15 protein-coding genes are annotated in these 17,151 nt (G+C 46.0%); all 15 read right to left on the bottom strand.

Annotated elements, in window-relative coordinates; genetic code table 11:
- Positions 1–111: 111 nt before the first annotated feature.
- Positions 112–381 carry an HPr family phosphocarrier protein gene (locus MHB56_RS15360; protein WP_036687106.1) on the bottom strand — a complete coding sequence of 90 codons (270 nt, stop codon included), beginning with the start codon at positions 379–381 and terminating at the stop codon, positions 112–114.
- Positions 382–478: 97 nt separating this feature from the next.
- Entirely contained in the window at positions 479–1,408 is a 930-nt protein-coding gene (gene whiA / locus MHB56_RS15355) for a DNA-binding protein WhiA (protein ID WP_036687104.1), read from the bottom strand.
- 45 nt (positions 1,409–1,453) lie between these two features.
- Positions 1,454–2,401, bottom strand: coding sequence for a gluconeogenesis factor YvcK family protein (locus MHB56_RS15350; RefSeq protein WP_169744815.1), 948 nt, complete (start codon positions 2,399–2,401; stop codon positions 1,454–1,456).
- Positions 2,402–2,455: 54 nt separating this feature from the next.
- Positions 2,456–3,355: an RNase adapter RapZ gene (rapZ, locus tag MHB56_RS15345; RefSeq protein WP_076126855.1), complete on the bottom strand. Its 900-nt coding sequence runs from the start codon at positions 3,353–3,355 to the stop codon at positions 2,456–2,458.
- A 46-nt stretch (positions 3,356–3,401) separates the two neighbouring features.
- Entirely contained in the window at positions 3,402–4,352 is a 951-nt protein-coding gene (locus MHB56_RS15340; RefSeq protein WP_036687097.1) for an ROK family glucokinase, read from the bottom strand.
- Between the two features lie 209 nt (positions 4,353–4,561).
- Positions 4,562–5,821 (bottom strand): DUF438 domain-containing protein, encoded by a 1,260-nt coding sequence (locus MHB56_RS15335; RefSeq protein WP_341143726.1) that lies wholly within the window; start codon positions 5,819–5,821, stop codon positions 4,562–4,564.
- Between the two features lie 15 nt (positions 5,822–5,836).
- On the bottom strand, positions 5,837–6,061 hold the full coding sequence (locus MHB56_RS15330) for a DUF1858 domain-containing protein (RefSeq protein ID WP_076186866.1): 225 nt from the start codon (positions 6,059–6,061) through the stop codon (positions 5,837–5,839).
- 207 nt (positions 6,062–6,268) lie between these two features.
- Entirely contained in the window at positions 6,269–7,759 is a 1,491-nt protein-coding gene (locus tag MHB56_RS15325; protein ID WP_076219204.1) for a UxaA family hydrolase, read from the bottom strand.
- 33 nt (positions 7,760–7,792) lie between these two features.
- Positions 7,793–9,262, bottom strand: coding sequence for a tagaturonate reductase (locus MHB56_RS15320; RefSeq protein ID WP_076280345.1), 1,470 nt, complete (start codon positions 9,260–9,262; stop codon positions 7,793–7,795).
- A gap of 157 nt (positions 9,263–9,419) precedes the next feature.
- Entirely contained in the window at positions 9,420–10,424 is a 1,005-nt protein-coding gene (locus MHB56_RS15315; protein ID WP_341143725.1) for a LacI family DNA-binding transcriptional regulator, read from the bottom strand.
- A gap of 57 nt (positions 10,425–10,481) precedes the next feature.
- Positions 10,482–11,909 carry a glucuronate isomerase gene (gene uxaC, locus MHB56_RS15310; protein WP_076192647.1) on the bottom strand — a complete coding sequence of 476 codons (1,428 nt, stop codon included), beginning with the start codon at positions 11,907–11,909 and terminating at the stop codon, positions 10,482–10,484.
- A gap of 350 nt (positions 11,910–12,259) precedes the next feature.
- Positions 12,260–13,213, bottom strand: a complete 954-nt coding sequence (trxB, locus tag MHB56_RS15305; RefSeq protein ID WP_036687084.1) for a thioredoxin-disulfide reductase — start codon at positions 13,211–13,213, stop codon at positions 12,260–12,262.
- A 150-nt stretch (positions 13,214–13,363) separates the two neighbouring features.
- Positions 13,364–15,103, bottom strand: a complete 1,740-nt coding sequence (locus MHB56_RS15300; RefSeq protein WP_076282607.1) for a tetratricopeptide repeat protein — start codon at positions 15,101–15,103, stop codon at positions 13,364–13,366.
- A 232-nt stretch (positions 15,104–15,335) separates the two neighbouring features.
- Positions 15,336–16,286, bottom strand: a complete 951-nt coding sequence (locus MHB56_RS15295) for a ribose-phosphate diphosphokinase (protein ID WP_036687083.1) — start codon at positions 16,284–16,286, stop codon at positions 15,336–15,338.
- A 26-nt stretch (positions 16,287–16,312) separates the two neighbouring features.
- Positions 16,313–17,140 (bottom strand): histidinol-phosphatase HisJ, encoded by an 828-nt coding sequence (hisJ, locus tag MHB56_RS15290; RefSeq protein ID WP_341143724.1) that lies wholly within the window; start codon positions 17,138–17,140, stop codon positions 16,313–16,315.
- Between the last annotated feature and the right edge of the window lie 11 nt (positions 17,141–17,151).

Here is a 17,151-nt window from a genome sequence, read left to right as displayed (position 1 = left end):
GGTAAATGTTGCACGTTCTCCATCTATTTTTTGGTATTAAAAAAAGCCCCGAAGGGCTTTTGGTCATGCGATAAATAAAGTCTTCCTAGCAGAAACGATGTTGTCTTCCTATTATTGGTTCTCAAGCTCTTCTTTGCTGACCAGACTTGTCAAAGCGTTTACAGCTTGATCGGCATCCGCACCGTCCGCGCTAATGTAAATCTCCGTGCCGGAACTGATAGCGAGGCTCATAATCCCCATAATACTTTTAGCATTTACTTTTTTATCATCTTTTTCCACGAAAATCTCCGACGAAAACTTGTTAGCTTCTTGCACAAACAATGCTGCCGGTCGGGCATGAAGCCCTGTCTTCAACCGAACAACTACCGGGTGCTTTGTCATGAAACGCTTACCCCCTAATTGAGTTCTCCCCAAAAGTTTCACATTAATTTTATATTATTATATCATTATAACGTAAACCACACTAGAAAAAAAGTAATTAGCCGCCTCGAACCTTGTCCGCCAGCTCATCAATCTTACGAAGCCGATGATTTACTCCCGACTTACTGACTGTACCTTTGAGCATTTCACCAACCTCCTTGAGGTTGATATCTGGATGCGCCATTCGAATTTCTGCTACTTCACGCAGTTTATCCGGCAAATTCTCCAGTCCCATTTCTCGCTGCAACAGCTTGATATTTTCAATCTGCCGCACCGCAGCACTTATTGTTTTGTTGAGATTTGCGGTCTCGCAGTTCACGATCCGATTCACGGAATTACGCATATCGCGCATAATTCTTACATCCTCAAATTTGAACAGCGCCTGATGCGCTCCAATCAAACTTAAGAATTCAATAATCTTCTCGCCTTCTTTAATGTAAAGAATGAACCCTTTTTTACGTTCAATACAGCGTGCGTTTAGGTGGAATTCCCCAGCCAGATCCACTAATGCTTTACAATGTTCCTCATACATCGAGGAAATCTCCAAATGGTAGGAGGAGCCTTCCGGATTATTAACCGATCCGCCAGCCAGAAAGGCACCGCGCAAATAAGCACGCTTGCAGCAGTTATTCCCAACAATCTCATCATCAATACCATCGGTAAAAATAAATCCTTCCGACACAATTCTAAGATCCTTTAGGATCTCTTGTACACGGTTTGGGATTCTGACGATATAGACGTTATTTTTCTTCAAACGCATTTTTTTACGCACGAGTAGCTCAATATGGACCTGGTAATATTTCTTAAGTAAAGAATATACCCGCCTTGCAATCGCGGCGTTCTCCGTCGAAATGTCGAGAATAACCTTTTTGCTTGAAAGCTGCACAGATCCATTCATACGGATAAGCGCTGACATTTCCGCCTTCTCGCAGCAGGGTTCACTCTCCACCATCGTCAGCTCTTTTTTGGTAAGGGCCGCAAAAGACAAGGGTCTCACCTCTTTCTTGATAAGTACTTCGTTCTCATCTATAAGTTATACCCTAGGGTTTCTGTTTATCCAATCCTGCACAAGCTGATAAATGTGATGACTAAGCTTATCGGTATCATGTCTCAAATAAGTTCGGAATAAAACCAGTTTATCGGCTATAACCTTGTATCCATTGCCATCCAGCGCTTCTTTATCAAGCTGCACCGGGCGCGCGCCCTTCTCGGCGTACTTCGTCTGGACCTGTTCCGGAATCTCACCGTCATTAACAATAACATAATCGAATAAATCGATCCCGATATGATCATATACAGCTTGAAGATGATCGCTGACGGTATAGTTATCCGTTTCACCCGGCTGAGTCATTACGTTGCAGACGAAAATTTTGATAGCATTCGAAGATACAACCGCTTCTGCCAGTTTCGGAACAAGCAGGTTGGGAAGAATGCTCGTATACAGACTGCCAGGACCCAGCAGGATCGCATCTGCATTCCGTATCGCCTCAAGCGCTTCGGGCAACGGTTCTACATCTGGCGGCTCCAAGGACACTCGTCTGATGATCCCGCCAGCTTCAGGGATTTTGGACTCCCCCGTGATAATCGTGCCGTCCGACATTTCTGCATGCAGGATTACAGCCTCACCGGCCGCAGGCAATACCCGGCCGCGAACAGCGAATAATCGACTGAGCTCCCGTACAGCTGTAACGAAATCGCCGGATATATCCGTGAGCGCAGCAAGAATCAAGTTGCCGAGACTATGACCAGCTAGTCCCTCACCCGTGTTGAAACGGTATCTCATAATCTCTGCCATGAGCGGCTCAACATCAGCCATAGCTGTCAATACGTTGCGGATGTCCCCAGGAGGAGGCATTTGCAGTTCACTGCGTAAAATACCAGAGCTTCCCCCATCATCGGCAACGGTAACAATAGCAGTAATATCTAATGGCTTCTCTTTTAAACCACGAAGCATGACAGATAACCCCGTGCCACCGCCCATAACGACGATACGTGGACGCTGTCTTTGTTCTTCAGCCACTATGACCCCTTCTCTCTAGTGCCGATCACGCTCGGAATCCCGATGACTAACGGTTACGGATTCCGTCTCGCTAACGCCCAGCATTTTACCCAAATACTCGGAAATGGCTACGGAACGGTGTTTACCTCCCGTACAGCCAATGCCAATGATAATCTGGGACTTACCTTCCTTACGATATTGCGGAATTAGAAAATGAAGCATATCGAGCAGTTTGGTCAGGAACACCTGTGTTTCAGGCCACTTCATTACATAATCGTAGACTTCACTGTCCTGGCCGGTTTTAGGCCGCAGATGGTCCACATAATGTGGGTTAGGCAAGAAGCGGACATCAAAGACAAGATCTGCATCAATAGGAATACCGTACTTAAATCCGAAGGATGTAATATTGACGGAAAGCGTACTTTTTCCTAGATGCGAAAACCGTGAAACGATCTTCTCCTTAAGCTGCACGGGCTTCATACTGCTGGTATCTAAACATAACGTAGCTGAATTTTTCAATTCTTCAAGCATCTTACGTTCTAGCTTGATACCATCAAGCGGCAGCCCCTTAGGTGCTAATGGATGATGACGTCGACTTTCCTTGTAACGCTGAACAAGTACTGAATCTGTAGCATCCAAAAACAAGATCTCACAGCCAATGGTTGACTCATCCTTGATATAGGCAAGAGACTCAGACAAAGCAGTGAAGAATTCTCGACCACGCAGGTCAATTACAAGGGCTACCTTGGCAATCTTACCCTTTGACTGTTCAATTAGCTCTGCGAACTTGGGAATCAGCACCGGTGGTAAATTATCGACACAGAAGAACCCTAGGTCTTCCAGACTTTGTACAGCAATTGTCTTCCCCGCACCTGACATTCCCGTAATAATAATCAGGGTGGCTCCAGCCGTTGGGGTATTGTCCAATTCGGTCATAAAAGCGTCCCCTCCCTAGATTTAGTATATGAATACTTCCCGTCTTTTAAGAACGCAGCAAAAGGCCGGCAGCCCCAACAATACCTGCGTCATTGCCAAGCTCAGCTGGAATAATCGAAACACCAGTTTGAAGCGGAGCCGGTGTCAATTTCGCAAACACACGACGAACCTCGTCAAATAGAATATCTCCAGCCTTAGACACACCGCCGCCAACGATAAATACTTCAGGGTTAAGCACAGCCGCAACAGAAGCCATGGATTTACCCAGATAGTACGCTGCACGATTCACTATACGGATAGCTACTTCATCGCCAGCCTTAGCCGCATCAAAGACTTCTTTCGCAGCAATCTTCTCTACCATAGAGAGGGAAGTACGATCGCCACGAGCTACTGCATCATTAGCCATGCGGATAATACCTGTAGCGGAGGAAACGGTTTCCAGACAGCCCATGTTGCCACAGCCGCATTGAATAGCTTCCAGATCCGGCACTACTGTGATATGACCAAGCTCACCAGCTAATCCCGCAAAGCCTTGATAAATCTTTCCATTAATAATAATTCCGCCACCGACACCTGTTCCAAGCGTATAGCAGACACAGTTATCAACGCCACGTCCCGCACCACTCCAAGCTTCGCCCAGTGCAGCCACATTCGCATCATTGTCTATTTTGACAGGCTTGTTCCAACGATCTTCCAAAATGGAACGGATCGGCACATCTCTAAATCCTATGTTAGGCGCAAGGATGATGATTCCTTCACGAATATTTGTGAACCCGGCTACACCCGCTCCTACACCTGCAAGCTGATCCCAAGAGTACGGGGAATCCTCCACAATTTGGCGTACATACTTCTCGATATTATCGATAACAGTATCGACACCCTCTGCAGTTCCTGTAGGTCCCTCATAAGTATGAAGAAGGGTACCTTCAGCATTACAGATTCCAACCTTAATTGCAGTTCCACCCAAATCCACGCCAACGTAGATATTCTCAGACATGTAACAAGCCACCTTTTTTTATACTAAAATAGTTAATCCTAAGTACCAACTATAATAGAAGCCCTCTCTGTGGTCAAGGAAAGACAACACACCCGGGAATTCCTTATTTTAAGAGTATACTCTATTATATTCTAAAAAGACCCCCTTACGCCTAAGTAAGAGAGTCTTGTACCTATATTATTATCTGGAAAATAACCCAACGCACCGATTTATTCTGATAAAATGCGCTTTTGGCCCTCTAATGCTCGGATTGGAGCGATATTCTGTGTGAACTCTAGCGTGCCCATATATTGGCCTGACTCGTCTCGTACAGCGAAGTAACGGATGTAGATAAACTTATCCTTGATATTGATCCAGAAGTCTTCAGCATCCTTACGGCCTGCCTTAAAGTCTTCCAAAAGCTTCTCTACCACATGAACACTTTGCGGGGGATGACAGTTCTGTACTGTACGGCCGATAACCGCTTTAGTTCGGGCAAAGATACGTTCCTTCCCATGTGAAAAATATCGGACAACATCATTCTCATCAATGAAGGTTAGATCTACAGGCAGATGGTTGAGTACGGTCTCCAGTTGATGCAGTGACAACAACCCTGTCTCAAAACGGACAAACCCGCCTTGCGGCGTAGCTCCTTCTGTTTCTTCCAGCACTGCGCCTCCCGGCTCAGCGGCCCGCTCAGGGATCCACTCCTGCTCCGGTGCGGTTAGGCAGAACCCGATCTCATCGCTCTCCCGGGCGATTTTGACCCATTCATCTTCCGTCAGTTTGTCCAGGGCCATGGGCAATAGAATATTTTCTTCCTTAAAGATCATTTCATTAACTTCCTTGATGATCTCCTCAAGCTGAATACCTATTTCTGCTGCGTTTCCGCTATAAGTGCTGAGCGCTGCTTTTGCCTCTTTAATCATACGGCGGATATTATCATCCACTCCCCACATTACCTTGGTCGGGCCATAAATGCCGTATTTTTCGAGGTATGGGAACAGCAGATTTTCTTTTCGGCTATAGTGTTTATCAAGATCCAGCAGCAAGCTAAGATCCTCCAACAATTTGAAGATCAGTTCCTCACTATCATTCTTTTGAAACTTTGTTGCGTGCAGATCCATGCGGAAGTTAACAAGTCTTTCGATCTCACGATTCTCCAATTTGAAGGTGTGTACTGGATGGCCTGGCTGCTCCTCGGGCTGGGACGAGCGGTGAATCTGCTCAATAGAGCCTTTAAAGATGGCTGTATGCACCGAACAAAGACGTTGGACCTCGGATACCGGAATCCCTTCTTCGGTCATTAATGAATGCTCCATCGCGGAAATCTCCGCTACGGTAACATCACCCACAGCTTCGGCGAACCGCGCCTTAACCTCTTCTACACTTTTGCCTGCATGCAGCTCTTTAATAATTTCCTTAAGCATAGCCTGGCGACGAGTCTGTTCCGGCACATCAACTTCACGGTTGTTAATCAGTTCGCTCATATTAACACTCCTTTATTAAATAATCTCGAAACCATGACGTTCAAAAGTTAGCTTCACGTGCTCGAGTTCCATTTTCTTCAGCTTAATTCCTTTGGATAAGGTCATGAAACGGCCAGCGGTCTGCAGCATGCCAGGCTTGGCAATATCCTTAAAGCCCAGCTCTACCATAATCTCGATGACCTCCGGATGCCGTGATACCATCTCGAATATAGATTCATCCAAACTCAGCACTTTTTCCATCTGACTCTTCTCCTTTATGTGAGAACTATTCTCAATAAAAGATTAGCACAGGCCGTACAGGACCATTGTGATTGCAATCACTAATTCAAAAGAAAGCAATTATCGTTCTTTTTAAGACGGATTATGTATGCTGTGAACCTAAAAAAACTGCCCCCTACGCTTAAAAAGCATAAGAGACAGCCTGATTTGTCATTAATTAATGATTTATTATAGCGTTACTCCTGTTTTGAATATGGAGATCTCACGGAAATTATTCTTTTCATTATTAACCCATTCACCGCTGGCCACCGCAATAATATAGTTTATGAAGCTGCGCAGGACCTCATCTGGAGAACCATCTTCCACCAACACACCTGCATTAAAATCGATCCAATGACGTTTGCCTTCATACAATGGGGTATTGGTAGATACCTTCATCGTTGGCACGAATGTACCAAATGGTGTTCCCCGCCCGGTCGTAAAGATCACCAATTGGCAGCCAGCAGCAGCCAGTGCAGAGGAAGCCACAAGATCATTGCCAGGTGCGTTAAGGAGATTTAAGCCTTTATTAGTGATAAGCTCCCCGTACTTGAGGACATCCATAACTGTAGCGTTCCCCGATTTTTGAGTACAACCCAATGATTTATCCTCAAGCGTAGTAATTCCTCCGGCTTTATTCCCTGGAGAAGGATTTTCATATACCGGCTGTTTATAGTCCATAAAATACTGCTTAAAGTCATTAATGAGATCGACAATTTTGTTGAAAATAGTTTCGTCCGCAGCACGTTCCATTAGAATTTTTTCGGCACCAAACATTTCAGGCACTTCTGTCAGTACAGTGGTCCCGCCTTGAGCAGCCATATAATCAGACAGACGTCCAAGGAGCGGATTCGCAGTAATACCGGATAACCCGTCGGAGCCTCCACATTTCAGACCGATCTTCAGCTCGGAGAGTGATACCTCTTCCCGTTGATCGCCTTGGACATTATTATAGATTTCCTTCAGCAGCTTCACGCCTTCTTCAATCTCATTCCCAACCTCCTGGGAGACAAGGAAACGCACACGATCCTCATCATAGCTGCCCAGCATGTCTTTAAAAATATGCAAATTGTTATTCTCACAGCCCAATCCGAGCACAAGCACGCCGCCCGCATTCGGGTGTTTAACCGCGTTAGCCAGAATCGTACGTGTATTGTCATGATCATCGCCCAGCTGGGAGCAACCGTAGTTATGCTTAAGCACGAGCACGTTATCGAAAGGTGCGATATCTCCAACCTCTGCTTTGAAAATATTGATGATCTGCTCCGCCACTCCATTCACACAACCAACAGTAGGGACGATCCACAGCTCATTGCGGATACCTACAGATCCATCAAAGCGCCGATAGCCCTTAAAGGTCAAATTCTCCGCTGCAAAAGGATTCGGCGTCAGCTTCTGCTCAAAGGTATATTCCTCTACCCCTGTTAGGTTTGTCTTAGTGTTATGGGTATGCACCCACTGCCCCGGCGCGATAGACGCTATAGCATGACCAATGGGGTAACCATATTTCAATACATTTTCACCTTCGCTAATGCTGGATAGTGCAATTTTATGGCCTCTAGCGATATCTTCAGTAATTTTAATCTCTTTTGAACCAATCACAATGGTGTCGCCTGCTTTATAGTCTTTTAGTGCAACAGCGACATTATCAGCCTCATTAATCTGCAATACTTCTTTCATCGTCTTGATCATATCATTGTCACCTCCAGGGTATTAGTTGTGTGCCGGTCTCTTCACGAACGCTTTTAAGGCTTGCTTCATGCCATTTTTCTCAATCGCAATCAGTCCTTCTGTCACCTTGTCAGTAAGTCCAGCCACTTCATTCAGGTCACAGCCCCAGCGATTGGTTGCGGCAAGTACTTCGACGGCCAGTGCGCGCAGCCCGGTGTCTGTGCCATCCCATCCTCCCCATAAGGAGGCGAACCATTCCAAAATATCCGCATCATCAGCCAGTTGAATGTTTTCTTCCCCTCTGCGTCCTCTATAGAAGGCAATTAATGCGCTCAATGAGAAGACAAGCTTTTCAGGCAATTGTCCTTTGGCCTCTACATATTGCAGTAAAGAAGGCAGATCTCTTGTCTTAAACTTCGATATAGAATTAAGGGAAATGCTCATCAAGTAATGCTGCACATAAGGGTTCAGGAATCTTTCTAATACCGCGTCTGCAAAAGAATTCAATTCCTCTGCCGGCAGATCCAGCGTTGGAATAATCTCATCATAGATTAAGGACTTCACGTACGCCCCAACCTCTTCGTGCTCAATGGCTTCAGCAACCGTATCAATACCGTACAAATACGCTACTGGTGTCATAGCTGTATGAGCTCCGTTTAAAATTCTCACTTTACGAGTGCGATAAGGGGCCATGTCATCCACCACCAGCACATTAAGACCTGCTAGTTCAGCCGGGAACTCCTTTTTAATCCACTGTGGCCCTTCAATCACCCAAAGATGGAATTGCTCGCCGACAACGACCAGCTTATCCTCATAACCCAGCTCTTCTGTAATCTCGGCAATGCTGTCTCTTGGATAACCGGGAACAATGCGGTCCACCAGACTGCAGCAGAAGGTATTAGCTTCATTCAACCAGTTCACAAAACCTTCTCCAAGATTCCACAGCTCAGCATATTTCAAAATAACCTTTTTGAGCTCATCACCATTCCGGTCAATCAGCTCGCATGGAATGATGATAAAACCTTTAGAAGCCTCCCCATTAAAAGTTTGATAACGTTTGTACAATAAGGCCGTCAGCTTGCCTGGGAAACTACTCTGCGGCGTATCGGTTAACTTGTCACCAGCTTCAAAAGCAATTCCCGCTTCAGTAGTATTAGACACGATAAAGCGCAGCTCAGGGTTCTCAGCCAGCTTCATATACTCCTCATGCTGTGAATAGGGATTAAGCGTCCGCGTAATACAATTAATTACCTCGTGTTCTTTTACAGCCGCTCCGTCTTTAATGCCTTGCAGATAAAGGGTATACAGCCCATCCTGATCATTCAGCATTTCTGCCAGTCCGTTAGCCAATGGCTGTACAACAACCACTCCACCATTGAAATCCGTTTTTTGATTCATGGTATGAATCTGCCAATCTACAAAGGCGCGCATGAAATTGCCTTCGCCAAATTGTAGAACCTTCTCAGGATACTGCTTGTAAGCTGTCCAATTATCACTATTTAATCTTTTCATATTAACGCCTCCTAATAGTAAATGCACACGATAAACTTATTAAATAAACTATATAAAATCATATTTATATTACTAATCAATTAAATATATGCACACGTGAAAATTTTAGATAGCAACCCTTTACGAAGGTAAAGGATTAGGCTGCTATGCGCAGCCTCTACTTCTGCAACTTCCTGACTGATTCTCTGGCAATAAGCTCTGTCTCGATCGAGATTCGCCCGTCTTTTTCTGAGGGTTCCTTGACCAAGCTTAACAGCTGGCGAGCGCCTTGCTCACTAATCTTCTCAATAGGACGTTTGACCGTGGTGAGTGAAGGATTGGCAAAAAGTGAAAACCCAATGTCGTCAAAACCAACAACAGAGATATCATTTGGCACCTGCAGCCCTCGCTCAAACACGCCTTTCATAGCCCCGATCGCCATATCATCATTGGAGCAAAATACAGCCGTCGGTGGCTTCTCGAGATCCAGCAGCTTGCCCATCGCCTCATATCCACTTTGCATATCATAACTACCGCTTATCATGTAGTCATTACGAACAGGGATATTATGGTCAATCAAAGCTTTTATAAAGCCATCTCTGCGTTCCTGTGTGGATTTAAAGCCCTCGACACCTTCAATAATTGCAATGTCTTGATGCCCGTTTTCGATCAGGTATTTGCCTGCATTATAAGCACCTTCCCGGTCGTTCGAGATGATGTTGATAATGGAACGGTCATCAATTTCCCGGTTCAGCACAACGATTGGAATGCCTTGCTGGACAACATGGTAAATGAATTTATTATCTGCTTCACTCTGGCTCATTAGAATAATTCCATCAAAACGTTTGCGATGAATAGAGGAGTAATCCGCATAATCGTCGATCCCACGGATGAACAGATTGTACTCTACATCTATGACCCTATTTACACCACGAATCGTATCAGAGAAGAAACCAGAAGTTGTGCCCTTGGCAATACTCGTGAAGAACAGACCAATGGTATAGGATCGCTGCATCACAAGGCTTTTGGCATTGTAATTAGGGACGTAACCCACTTGCGCAGCGATCTCGGCAATTTTTTTACGTGTGACCTCTTTAATTAGTGGACTATTGTTAAGTGCTCTCGATACAGTTGTATGCGATACATTCGCCAATTTGGCGATATCCTTGATTGTAGGTGCCATGGGTCAACCTTCCTTATTAAACGGGTTTGGCTCTTCCATGTAAGGATATCATAACGATTACCTAGTCACCAATGCCTGTTTCGAGAAATTAAAATAATGATCAGCGTTATTGTAACAGATGTTCTCAATCATACTGCCCAGTAACTCCATATCATCCGGGGCTTCTCCAGCTTCTACCCAAGAGCCTACTAGATCACACAAGATTCTTCTAAAGTACTCATGTCTGGTATACGATAAAAAGCTTCTGGAGTCTGTTAACATCCCAACAAATTGGCTAAGTACGCCTAGATTAGCAAGTGTCTTCATCTGTTCCAGCATGCCGTCTTTATTATCGTTGTACCACCATGCGGTTCCGAATTGAATCTTCCCTGGAATACCGCCGCCCTGGAAGCTACCCATTAGACTGGCAATAACATGATTATCATTAGGGTTCAATGAGTACAAAATGGTCTTAGGCAACGCATTCTCACGATCCAGCGCATCGAGCAGACCCGCCAAAGGCTTAGCAATCACGCCGTCATTGATAGAATCATAACCCGTGTCAGGTCCGAGACGTCCGAACATTACGCTGTTGTTATTCCGTAGCGCATGAATATGGAATTGCATCGCCCAATCCAGCTCGTTATACAATTTGCCGAGGAATACTAGCGTGAATCCTTTATATTTCTTTTCTTCACTCTCACTTACAGTGCCTTCATAAAGTGCTTTAGCGAATATAGCTGTAGCTTCCTCCAAGGTAGTAGGCTCAAACATTACCGCATCCAAAGCATGGTCAGATACACGGCCGGCTCTGGCGTGGAAGAATCTCACTCTGCTCTCCAATGCTGCAAGAAACTGTCCGTAATTCTTAACAGCCATTCCCGAAACTTCGCTTAGCTGAGCTACCCAAGGCTGGAAGGTAGGACGGTTGATTTCAAGCGCTTTATCTGGCCGGAATCCCGGCACAACGCTAGCATTGAATCCACTCAGATTACTGATTTTCTCATGATATTCCAGATTATCTACAGGATCATCGGTAGTACAAACCGTAGTCACCTTCGATTTAATGATCAAATCTCTTGCTCCGTATCCTTCACCCTGTAACTGTCTATTCACTTCATCCCAAATTTTTGGTGCGTTAGCTTCATTCAGCAACTCATATACACCGAAGAAACGTTGCAGCTCCAGATGCGTCCAATGGTATAGCGGATTCCCGATAATCATCGGAACCGTTCTAGCCCAAGCTAAAAATTTATCATAATCACTGGCATCGCCAGTAATGAATTTCTCTTCTATACCGTTAGCGCGCATCACTCTCCATTTATAATGGTCGCCATACAGCCAAGCTTCGGTGATATTGTTGAACGTTTTGTTCTCATAAATTTCTTTTGGACTGAGGTGGCAATGATAATCGATAATGGGCATGTCTTTCGCATGATGATGAAACAGCTTAATTGCGGTCTCGCTCGACAATAGGAAGTTCTCATCCATGAATTTTTTACTCATGAGGTTTGCTGCTCTCCTTTAAGTTCGAATGGGAGTTATACAAAGTTTAACGTGAACATTTATTCAATCGGTCGATTTCTTAATAAATATTTTAAACTTAAAATTATTGATTATAATAGGGTTTTTATAAATTGTTCACGTTAACATTATATCTTCATTGTAAACGTATTTTTAAAATGCGCAAGTCTTTTTATAAAGACATTGTTACAGTTATTTTAACTTCCGAGCGGTAATAAATAAACAACATATTTAATATCTGGACACGGCCCCGCCAATATTGAAAAAAGCAGGCAACCCTTTAGAAAAAGGATAACCTGCTTATATGTCATCGACTACGATTTCTCGCAAAATTAACTATCCAGTGTTTCGCTCCAGTCATGCACCATCGTGCCCTCTAGGTACTTCTCAGCATCCATTGCTGCCATACAGCCAGATCCCGCTGCGGAAATTGCCTGACGATAACGGGTATCCTGCACGTCGCCACAAGCGAATACGCCCGGGATGTTCGTTTCTGTCGTTCCAGGGTTGACCACAATGTAGCCGTTGGTATCGGTCGTAATTTGCCCCCCTAAAAATCCGGTGTTCGGCGTGTGCCCGATCGCGACAAACACTCCGTCCGCTTCGATGAGTTCATCAATTCCCGTCTCATTATTGCGAACCGTCAGCCCCTTAACGCCAGACTCGTCGGTTGTAACCTCTAGCGGTGTACGGTTAAGAGCCCACGATACCTTACTGTTATCCCGTGCGCGAGCCTGCATAATCTTCGAAGCTCTAAGCTCATCACGACGGTGAACCAATGTTACATTGGAAGCGAATCGGGTTAAAAAGCTGGCTTCCTCCATCGCTGAATCTCCACCACCGACGACAATAATCTTTTTGCCACGGAAAAAGAATCCGTCACAAGTAGCACAAGTGCTGACCCCACGGCCCACATTCTCCTGCTCTCCGGGGATTCCTAAATATCTGGCAGATGCGCCGGTTGAAATGATCACTGACTCCGCCTCTAATACTCCCAATCCATCTACAGTCACTTTAAATGGACGCTGTGAAAAATCAACTGAATCCACCCAACCATTCTTAAATTCAGCCCCAAAACGTTCAGCCTGCTTGCGCATGTTGTCCATTAAATCCGGGCCTAGAATTCCTTCAGGAAAGCCTGGGAAGTTCTCGACTTCTGTTGTCGTTGTCAGTTGTCCACCCGGTTGCATACCTTCAATCACAAGTGGGTTTAGGTTGGCACGTGCCAAATAAATTGCAGCAGTAAGCCCGGCTGGGCCTGTTCCGATTACAATCGTTTTGTACATAACAGTGGCCTCCTCACAATAGGGTTTATTTAGAAGAAACGGGCCCTTTTTTGGCAAGCATAGCCGCCTTCGGTGCCCCTATAAGGAACATTAGCGTTACGCAAGACATATAAAAAGGGCTCCGTTTCTACGAAATACTACATGATCGATTTAGATATTCTCGGTAAATGGCGGAAGGCTGTCGCTCACACTTCCCTCGAAACTACATTCCTCATCTATGCGCCGAGCATAACGACTGACCATAGAAACGGAAACATTGTAACGCTGGGCTACTTCACGGTAGGTGACCGGCAGGTTATGCGTTTTAGCGATTAGATATTCTAAGGCAGCACACCAGCCATTCGCATGACGGATAAACGGAACATCCGGATAAAGGCTGCTCAGAAATTGCTTCCACAGTAATTCAGCATCTTTTTTGTGGATTGCATCATATCTTCGATCCATCATACTAAGGGTCTGGTCGATAACTTTCTGCCAATCCTCTCTCCATTCCGGCAGTCCCTTCAGACGCGGGGAAGAGGTTTCTTTGACTTCCTGAAGCACATTCTCTTCAGGAACACTTCCAATCAGCCGCTGCAGACTAAGAAGTGCCGCTTCTTGCAGCTTTTCTTCCTGCAAGGGCTGCTGCTTTAGAAGTCCTTGCAGAATTTCGGACATCTCTTCATCTTCGATCCACCGAAGAGCTTCTGTAACCTGAAGCTTCGTATTGGCATCCCCGTAGCGGAGCGCCCAGAAGAAGGAAGAGCGAAGCAGCGGATTGTTCCGTACCTCTTCGGTAAAGCTGCCCTTGTTGTCCTTCCACAGCTTCAGCTGCTCCTGAAAAGGAAGCTGATAGTTGTAGCTGACCAGCGACAGCGTTTTACCTTCCCCCTGCGCCTGCTGCAGCTGAGCCAGAAAAAATCTCGGCACAGCCGATTCCGGATCAAGCTTAGCTGCCTTCTGCCAGCAGCGTTGGGCTTCTGTATACAGGCCACTATTGCTGGCAGCTGCCGCACAGTAATGATAGAGACTGGCGTCGCCACCGACCTCTTCATCCTTCAACAGACGTCTAAAATGGCCATAGGCGGTTCTATGGCGTCCCAGAATCCCCATGGTGGTGGCCATTTTGAACAGATGCTCCTGATGAAACGGAATGGTGGTCTCCAGAAGGCGTAACAATCCATCCAGTTGCCCGCGGTCACCTTCATACTGAAGGAAGATCGCTAAGTTACAGAGTGCATGCAAATTCCCGGAGTCCTGCTCCAGCACCCGCATAATACATTCCTTAGCTTTGGTAAAACGACCCATGTAAAAATACGCTAGGGCTAGGTTGTTATGTGCCGCCAGGAAGTCAGGCGTATTGCTCACAATCTCTTCAAGCAAAGTGACGGCTTGTGTAAACTTGCCCTCCTCCAACAGTGCTCGGGCTCGCTCATGCTCTATTACACCTTCCCGGCTTCTAATCCGGATAAGTGGAGCAGGACGGTCCAGCTCATATTGCAGCAGCTCCATCAATTCTTCCGATTCGGCCAGAAATTCACCGTTCACATCTTCTTCGAGATAAGTGACGAGTGAGCGTTCTGCCTCCTCATAGCTTTCCATATTGGCGAAGTTGTTAGCCATATAGAAATAACATTCCGTCATTGCCGGATCAATATTCTCCAGTACATGGGTTAAAATGTCGTTGGACGCTTCATAATTGCCCATTTCTGATAATACGCCAGCCACGTTGCAATGATTGACCGGATTCTCCGGCTCGTACTCTACAGCTTTGCGAAAATTCTTTAATGCCTTATCATATTGAAAGCGATCCAAGGACCGAACGGCTCTTTCAAAGAAAAAATTGGCATTCAGAGTTACAGGAATCACATTATCATTCCCCAGTTCATACTCTGAAGTTCTCTCAATCATGGAAGCAAGGCACCTCCCTTATAAGAAGCTTCCTTATACTAACGAAAAATAGGAGGGCGGCGCCCTATGGGGTATGCCGGAGCTCCATCCTTAATCGCTATTCCGTTCCCTTATTGGGCGCGGGTATCTCCACACAGTATACCACATGTGACAGCGAGAATCTCAAGTTGAGAAAGACTCTACCACTCTGCTTACAACATCTTTTTTGACAAAAAATAAAAAAGACGGGGAATTAAATTCCCGCGTCTCTAAATAGCTTATCGATCGAACCACCCTCGAGGATGATGTGTGTGGCCTGAGCAAGCATCGGTGCAACAGATAATACTGTAAACCGACTTGAATGGTCATCAGGTAGTGCAATAGAATCTGTCGTAACCACTTCCTGAATAGAAGGATGGTCAAGCCGCTGTAGCGCGGGCCCTGAGAATAATCCGTGCGTCGCGCAGACAATACTGTCCTTCGCACCTCTCTCCTTCAGACCTTCTACCACATTCACAATGGTCGTCCCAGTATCGATCAGATCCTCAATAATGATAGGTGTCCGTCCCTCGACATCACCAATGACATGAGTGATTACCGATTCATTATGGGCTGGGCGCTTCTTGATCATAATGGCAAAAGGTGAATCCAGCTTATTCGCCAGCTTCTCAGCCATAGACGCACGCCCTGCATCCGGGGAAACAATGACCAGATCAGACATTGCCTTGGCTTTCAAATGGCTGCTGATCAAATCGAGTGCAGTCAGATGATCGACCGGAATGTTGAAAAAGCCTTGAATCGCCGCTGCGTGCAAATCGATGGTGATTACGCGGGTTGCTCCAGCGGTCGTCAGCACATCAGCCACCATCTTAGCCGAGATCGGCTCACGAGGTGCGGACTTCCGCTCCTGCCGAGCGTACCCATAATACGGCACAATAATGTTCACTGTACGAGCTGAAGCCCGTTTGGCAGCATCTATCATCACCAGCAGCTCCACGAACATCTCATTAATGGGATGCGAAAGGGATTGCACCAAAAATACGTCGCAGTTCCGGATGCTTTCTTCGTAATGCACGTAAATCTCGCCGCTCATGAAGCGGGTCAGCTTTATCTGCCCCAATTCAACACCAAGTCGCTCCGCAATATCAGCCGCTAACTTTGGATTCGACGAACCGGAAAAAATACGTAATTGTTGATGATGCATAATACCCTCCTGCGGATTATAAATTATTATAGTTTGAACTGAACAGTGGTACGGCGGCGTCCCTCAAATACAGCCAGCTCACGAAAACCAGTGTGCCAAAGCATACTACGCGCCTCTTGCAGCCCGTCCCCCAGCTTGGCAGGATCATGTGCATCGGAGCCTAATGTCAGCGGTATGCCGAGCTTTAGGGCCTCCTGTAGCAGATGCTCGGCCGGGAACATCTCAGCGCAAGGCTTCGTAAGTCCGGATGCATTCAGCTCCATGGCGATTCCGCTATCCGCTATAACCATTAAGGTCTCTAGCTCCAGCGCCCTTACCTCAGCCGTGCCCTCCGGTGTTTGTGGGCCATAACCGAACCGTTTAATAACATCCATATGTCCTATAATATCATATAATCCCGATAACGCCGACTTCTTTACCGCATCGTAATAAAGACGATATACCTCTAGCGCATCTTTGCCTTCCCAACCATGAACCTGGCGGTGATCCGTAATATCCCACTCCCCAAGAAAATGTACAGAACCTATAAGATAATCCCATGGATACGGCGACAAAATCTCGCGAATTTGCTCTTCATAGCCTTCGATATAATCGGCTTCCAGCCCCACCCGCAGATCTATGACTCCACGGTAACGCTCCTTTAAGGTTAGACATTCCTCCACATAACGAGGCAGCTCAGCCATTGGCATAGCCATTTCTGGATAATAGCTGGCGGGATCTACGTGGATGAGCGGCAAGTGGTCGGATAATCCCAGCTGCTGAAGTCCAAGCTCTATCCCGCGCTGTACATACTCCTCAAGCTTACCCACGGCATGGCCACAGCGTTCATGATGCGTGTGGTAATCAATATGCATCACTCAGTCCT

This window comes from Paenibacillus sp. FSL H8-0315 (assembly GCF_038005365.1).
Lineage (GTDB): Bacteria > Bacillota > Bacilli > Paenibacillales > Paenibacillaceae > Paenibacillus_AQ > Paenibacillus_AQ odorifer.
Note: the sequence above shows the minus strand (reverse complement) of the source record. Positions and strands in the feature narration are given on the sequence as shown.